Raw genomic sequence first — 4975 nt, 5'->3', positions numbered from 1 at the left:
CCCTTGCAGGGGGAGGGAAGACAGCGCCACCACTCAGGCGCGATGCGCTCCGGGCCTTCCGCCTTGACCACGCGGCGGTTCACGCGCCGCCAGGTGAAGCGCGCGGGCGGCCCTTCAGGGATCTCGGCCATGACTTGAAGGGGCTCCGGCCTTGCCAGCAGAAGCGGCGGGCGCCGCGGCTTCTCCGGCGCCTCGGTCCAGGTGGGAAGACCGGCAAAAGCGCTGCGCGTGCTTTGGGCCAGTTCGGGAATGTGGCTTGCCCGCGGGAAGAGGCGGCGGACGGTGCGTTTCCCCAAACGGTTGGTAAGCGCATCGATCAGCGTCTCGGGGCCTGGCGCGCGGTCCGTTTCGGCGAGGCTCGTTTGCGAAGGCTGAAGCGTCTCGGTGCGAAGAGCCGCGAGCGTCATGAGGTCGACGCCGAAGCCCATGTCGATGTTTTCTAATCTGTCTTTCAGGAGCCGCACGAGATGCGAAGGCACGCAGGACGGCGCGCTCAAGCCCGCTTTGATGACGGCCGATGAGCCGTCCGTGCGCGCCGCCCATAGGACAACGCGCCGCGCGCCTTGGTCTTCACGTGCGAGCTTCGCGCAAAGTTGGTCCGCGAGGCGGCCGAGGCTCGCGACAATCCCGTCATGGCTGATGAGCGGTTCGGCGAAAGATAGACGTGCGGCGAAGTCGGGCGCGGGCAGAAGCGGTGTGCGCTTCTCCTTGCGGACCCCAAGCGCCTGATCGAGACGGCGCAGCACCGCTTGCGCGGTCTCCTTGGAATGAAAGCGACGTTCTAGGCTCGCGCGCGGCACCTCGATGAGCTGGCCGATGCGCTTCAGACCGAGGCGCCGCAACAGGCGCGTGGTCTCGGGCTCCAGACGCAAAGACTCGACGGGAAGGGGTGACAGATTTACGCGAAGCGTGCCATCAGCGGCGATGCACGGTGAGGGATGCGCGAAGCGGGCGAGGGCGTGCGCGGCGCCTAAAGTTTCAGCCGCGCCGAGGCGCGCGGTGAGACCTGCGCGCGAAAGCCGGGTGGCCAGATCGGCAAGGAGCGCGCCTTCGCCGGCGAAGAGATGGGCGACGCCGGTAATGTCGAGCCAGAGCCCGTCCGCGCCGTCCACATTGAGGCTCGGGCTATAGCGGGACGACCAGCGGGCGAGCGCCAGCAGCATATCCGCATCCTTGCCGGGGGCGGCGGGCGCGGTGAGAAGCTGCGGGCAGATGGCGCGGGCATCGGCGAGCCGCATGCCGGGGCTCAGCCCACCCTTCAGGCATGGCGCATTAACGGCGGTGAGGGTCAGCCCGTGCGTGTCGTTGCCGACAAGGGCGAACGGCCGGTCAGCCGGCGCTGTACAGCCGGTGGCCGCGCTCTGCCGTTTCAGCCGCTCGATCGGAAGATGCGGCAGCCACACGGAGACCATCCTCCTCATCTCCGGCCTCCACGTGAAAGCGCCCGCCCGGCGCCCCGCCCCGGCAACGTTCGAGGGAGAGGCGCCAACAGGCCGTGCCCGGGGCGCCCGTATCGAAAGGGACATCGAAAGGGACGTCGAAAGGAACATGGGCGCTGGCCTCCGTGGCGATACGCCAGCGGGTGAGCGTGCCGGGGACGGTCGCCGTCCCGTGGGGGGAGAGGAGAAGACACGGAGTGCGGGCGGCTTGCGCGGCAAGACCGAGGCGGCGGGCGGCAAGCGGGGTCTTGATCTCGACTTGGGCGAGGCATCCGGCGAGCGCGCCGCTCTTCAGGCCTTCTTCCAGGGCCCAGGCGCTCTCCTCAGGCGTGTCCGTCTCGACAATGAGAAAGCGTGCGGGGTCGAGACCGGCGCGCAACAGGCCCGGCCCGTAAGGGCGGCCCCATTCCCGGCTTGCGGCCCGCGTCAGGCACCAAAGCACCAGCCCGCGACAATTTGTCAGAGCTTCGGCGATCACCGACAGGATGAAGCCGAGCCCCGCGGGCGTGTCGCGATAGGCGTGCGGTTTGATCTCGTGGAGTCCTCCTTGGAGCAGCGCTTTTAAGGGGCTGTCCCGATTGTCGTTGGAAGGGTGAGAGGGCGTTAAAGAGCAGGCGGGACGGGAAGGGGCCGCGCCCGGTGCGGGGGGTGTGGCCAGAGACACGGGAACCTGCTCAAGCGCACGGATCGAAGCGCGTAGCTGCTCAATCAGGTCCCTTCCCGTTGGTCCGCCTGCTCTTTTCTCAACGCCAGCCGGCGGAACGAGGGTACTGGGATCGCCGTCTGGAACGTTGTTACGCATCACTACACTCCACTCTCGTTCCTGTTTTGTTCTTACTCTTGAGTCGGACGAGAGTCAAGGCGGCACGCTCCGAAGCCGGATTCTCAAGCGTCTTTTCTCGCGCCAGGACAGCCGTTTGCACTTCGCTAACCAGAATCAGCCCACAAGGAAGCGCGTAAGTCAGACGGGGGATTTGTGATGCGTATCCTCGATCTGCGGCGCATGGCCCCCGCCATGGCCGCCGCAGCCATGCTTTTTGCCCTTCCGCCGGGCCAAGCCTCGGCAGGGCTCTTCGATTTCGGCGCGTCCACCCAGCGCCAAGGCGTAACGGGGCGGCATTTGGTGGCGTTTCCGCCCGGCTATACGCCCGGCACCATCCTGGTTCAGTTCAGCCAGCGCCGGCTCTATCTCGTCCTGCCCCAGCAGCGGGCGATCAGCTACCCGATCGGCGCGCCCAAAGGCGACGCGCGGTGGTCGGGGGAGACCTATGTCAGCGAAAAGCGCGTGAATCCCAGCTGGACGCCCACGCCGGAGATGCGGGCCGAGAATCCCGACCTTCCGGCCTATGTTCCCGGCGGCCATCCGCAGAACCCGTTAGGCGTCCGCGCCATGTATCTGGGCAAGTCGCTCTACCGGATCCACGGCACCGACGCGCCCTGGACGGTGGGGCAAGAGGTCTCCCATGGCTGCATCCGAATGTTCAATCAGGACGTGGCCGACCTCTATCAACGCGTACCTATCGGCACCCCTGTTGTCGTGGGGTGGTAAAGGCCTGGTAAAGGCGAAGATAAAGCTTCGCTAAAATTGAAGCCAAAATCGGCGAATTTGCTGGATTATTGCGTTTTCCTCTTTTCCATTTGTTTACCCTGAAGACCCCGTGTGTGTTGGATCGATTTAACCTGTATCTAACCGGTGACTGTTAGCTTTCGCATCAGGTTCCACCGGTGAACAGGAATGCGGTGCGGGGCCCTTATGTAAGATTTGAACCCAAAAGGGAGTGTCAAATGAAGACTTTTGTTGTGCGTTTCATCAAGGACGAGTCGGGCGCCACGGCCATCGAGTATGGCCTTATCGCTGCCGGTATCGCGGTCGCCGTCATCGCGGGCATGGCCGTGCTTGGCCCGGCCATCACGGGTATGTTCCAGGGCGTGGTAGACGCGATGAACGGCTAAAAGCCAAGGACTTAGACAATCATCACTGGACGAGCCCAGCTCCTTTCGGAGTTGGACTCGTCCCTTTTGGACGCTCTGCCGCAATCGCCCGGTGTTGTAGGCACAGCCCCCAATCCTCCATATTTTTGGCTTAAGCACGCCTCTCACATTCGGGGGAGCTCAAGCCTTGCTGCATTGGACCCGACGCGGGCGCCGAACCTTCTTGGCCGGAGTACTGATTGGAGCGGCCGTGCCCGGCCTTTCCTCTACGGCCGTGGCGCATCCCCACGTCTGGGCGACCGTGCGCGCCGAGATGGTTTTCGGACCGGACCACAAGATGACCGGCATCCGGCACGCTTGGACGTTCGATGAGTTCTACTCCGCCATGGCGGTGCAGGGTCTCGATGCCGACGGCGATGGCGTCTACTCCAAGGAAGAGCTCGATCCGCTCGCCAAGGTGAATGTCGACTCGCTCAAGGAATTCGCCTACTTCACTTTCGTGCGCGCGGCGGGGAACGATAAATTCCTGCCGCTCGAGCCGCCGGAAGACTATTCGATCGACTACGACGGCACCGCCATCACCCTGCATTTCACGTTGCCGCTCAAGACGGCCGTCGACCCGGGCACCAAGGCCGTCACGGTCGATGTCTACGATCCCTCCTTCTTCGTCGCATTCGGTTTCGCGGAGAAGGCGCCGGTGAAAGTTTCCGGCGCGCCCGCCGAAGGCTGCACGGCGACGATGGAGACGCCGGACCGGGAGGTTGCCGAGGCGGCTAAAGCCCTCAGCGAGTCGTTTTTCAGCCAGCTCGGGCCGGGCTCCGATTACGGTTCGCAATTTGCCCAGACCGTGACGGTGCAATGCGCCACTCAGTAATGTGGACGCGCATGGCAACGCGTATCGGGCTTGCGCTGGCAATGCTGGTTGTCGCGTCGCTCGCGGCCACGGCGCAGACCAAGCCGCCCGCGGCGTTCGGTGCTCCGCCTCAACAGCAAGCGGCGCCTCCGGGCTTCGCGCCGCCACCGACCTCCGTCACGCCGCGCGCCGCGCCGCTGCAAGCCACAGGGCCTCTCGGCAGCGTGCTCACCTGGGTGGCACAGACCCAGCAGAAGATGCAGCGCCAACTGGCGACCGCCGTGAAGGGTCTCAAGCAAGGCAACGCTCTCGGCGCGGGGCTCTTCCTCGCGGGGCTGAGCTTCGTTTACGGCGTCGTGCATGCCGCCGGTCCCGGTCACGGCAAGGCGATCATCTCGTCCTACGTCATCGCCAACGAGGAAACGGTGCGCCGGGGCATCCTCATCTCCTTCCTGGCCGCGGGGCTGCAAGGGCTGACCGCGGTGGCGCTGGTCGGCATTCTGCTCATTGCGCTCAACGCCACAGGCTTCCAAGTGAACGCCTGGGTCAAGCAGCTCGAGACGGTCAGCTATGGCCTGGTATTTCTCGTCGGCTTCTATCTCTTGGTCACCGTGCTCGTTCGTCTTTGGCGGCGCCGGCAATCGCGCGAGGACGCCGCGCACGATCACGCCCACCACCACCACCACGATCATGGCCACGACCATGAGAATTGCGAAGCCTGCGGCCACATCGTCGATGCGCGCGACATCGC

General features: G+C 65.0%; 6 protein-coding genes. 4 read left to right on the top strand and 2 right to left on the bottom strand.

The window, feature by feature from the left end:
* Together ACSLE4_RS00945 and ACSLE4_RS00940 are read right to left on the bottom strand one after the other, a co-directional pair.
* Positions 1-1421: Y-family DNA polymerase (locus tag ACSLE4_RS00945; protein ID WP_435902617.1), on the bottom strand; the 1421-nt coding region annotated here is incomplete at its 3' end.
* Positions 1330-2103 (bottom strand): ImuA family protein, encoded by a 774-nt coding sequence (locus tag ACSLE4_RS00940; RefSeq protein ID WP_435902616.1) that lies wholly within the window; start codon positions 2101-2103, stop codon positions 1330-1332. The genes ACSLE4_RS00940 and ACSLE4_RS00945, both read right to left, overlap by 92 nt.
* Before the next feature lie 315 nt (positions 2104-2418).
* Here ACSLE4_RS00940 and ACSLE4_RS00935 point away from each other — a divergent pair, with 315 nt between their 5' ends.
* The 4 genes from ACSLE4_RS00935 to ACSLE4_RS00920 all read left to right on the top strand — a co-directional run.
* On the top strand, positions 2419-2988 hold the full coding sequence (locus tag ACSLE4_RS00935; RefSeq protein WP_435902615.1) for a L,D-transpeptidase: 570 nt from the start codon (positions 2419-2421) through the stop codon (positions 2986-2988).
* A 236-nt stretch (positions 2989-3224) separates the two neighbouring features.
* Positions 3225-3392 carry a Flp family type IVb pilin gene (locus ACSLE4_RS00930; RefSeq protein WP_435902614.1) on the top strand — a complete coding sequence of 56 codons (168 nt, stop codon included), beginning with the start codon at positions 3225-3227 and terminating at the stop codon, positions 3390-3392.
* A 229-nt stretch (positions 3393-3621) separates the two neighbouring features.
* Positions 3622-4245 carry a DUF1007 family protein gene (locus ACSLE4_RS00925; protein ID WP_435902613.1) on the top strand — a complete coding sequence of 208 codons (624 nt, stop codon included), beginning with the start codon at positions 3622-3624 and terminating at the stop codon, positions 4243-4245.
* An 11-nt stretch (positions 4246-4256) separates the two neighbouring features.
* Positions 4257-4975, top strand: a 719-nt coding sequence (locus ACSLE4_RS00920) for a nickel/cobalt transporter (RefSeq protein WP_435902612.1), incomplete at its 3' end; no start/stop codon positions are given.

This window comes from Methyloceanibacter sp., assembly GCF_051306395.1.
In the GTDB taxonomy this organism is placed as follows: Bacteria; Pseudomonadota; Alphaproteobacteria; order Rhizobiales; family Methyloligellaceae; genus Methyloceanibacter.
The sequence above is the reverse complement of the archived record's forward strand: the minus strand, read 5'-3'. Positions and strand labels throughout refer to the sequence as shown.

What these genes read in the sequence shown, in the direction of transcription:
- ACSLE4_RS00935 (WP_435902615.1), top strand. Translation starts at nt 2,419, where the DNA reads ATGCGTATCCTCGATCTGCGGCGCATGGCCCCCGCCATGGCCGCCGCA.
- ACSLE4_RS00930 (WP_435902614.1), top strand. Translation starts at nt 3,225, where the DNA reads ATGAAGACTTTTGTTGTGCGTTTCATCAAGGACGAGTCGGGCGCCACG.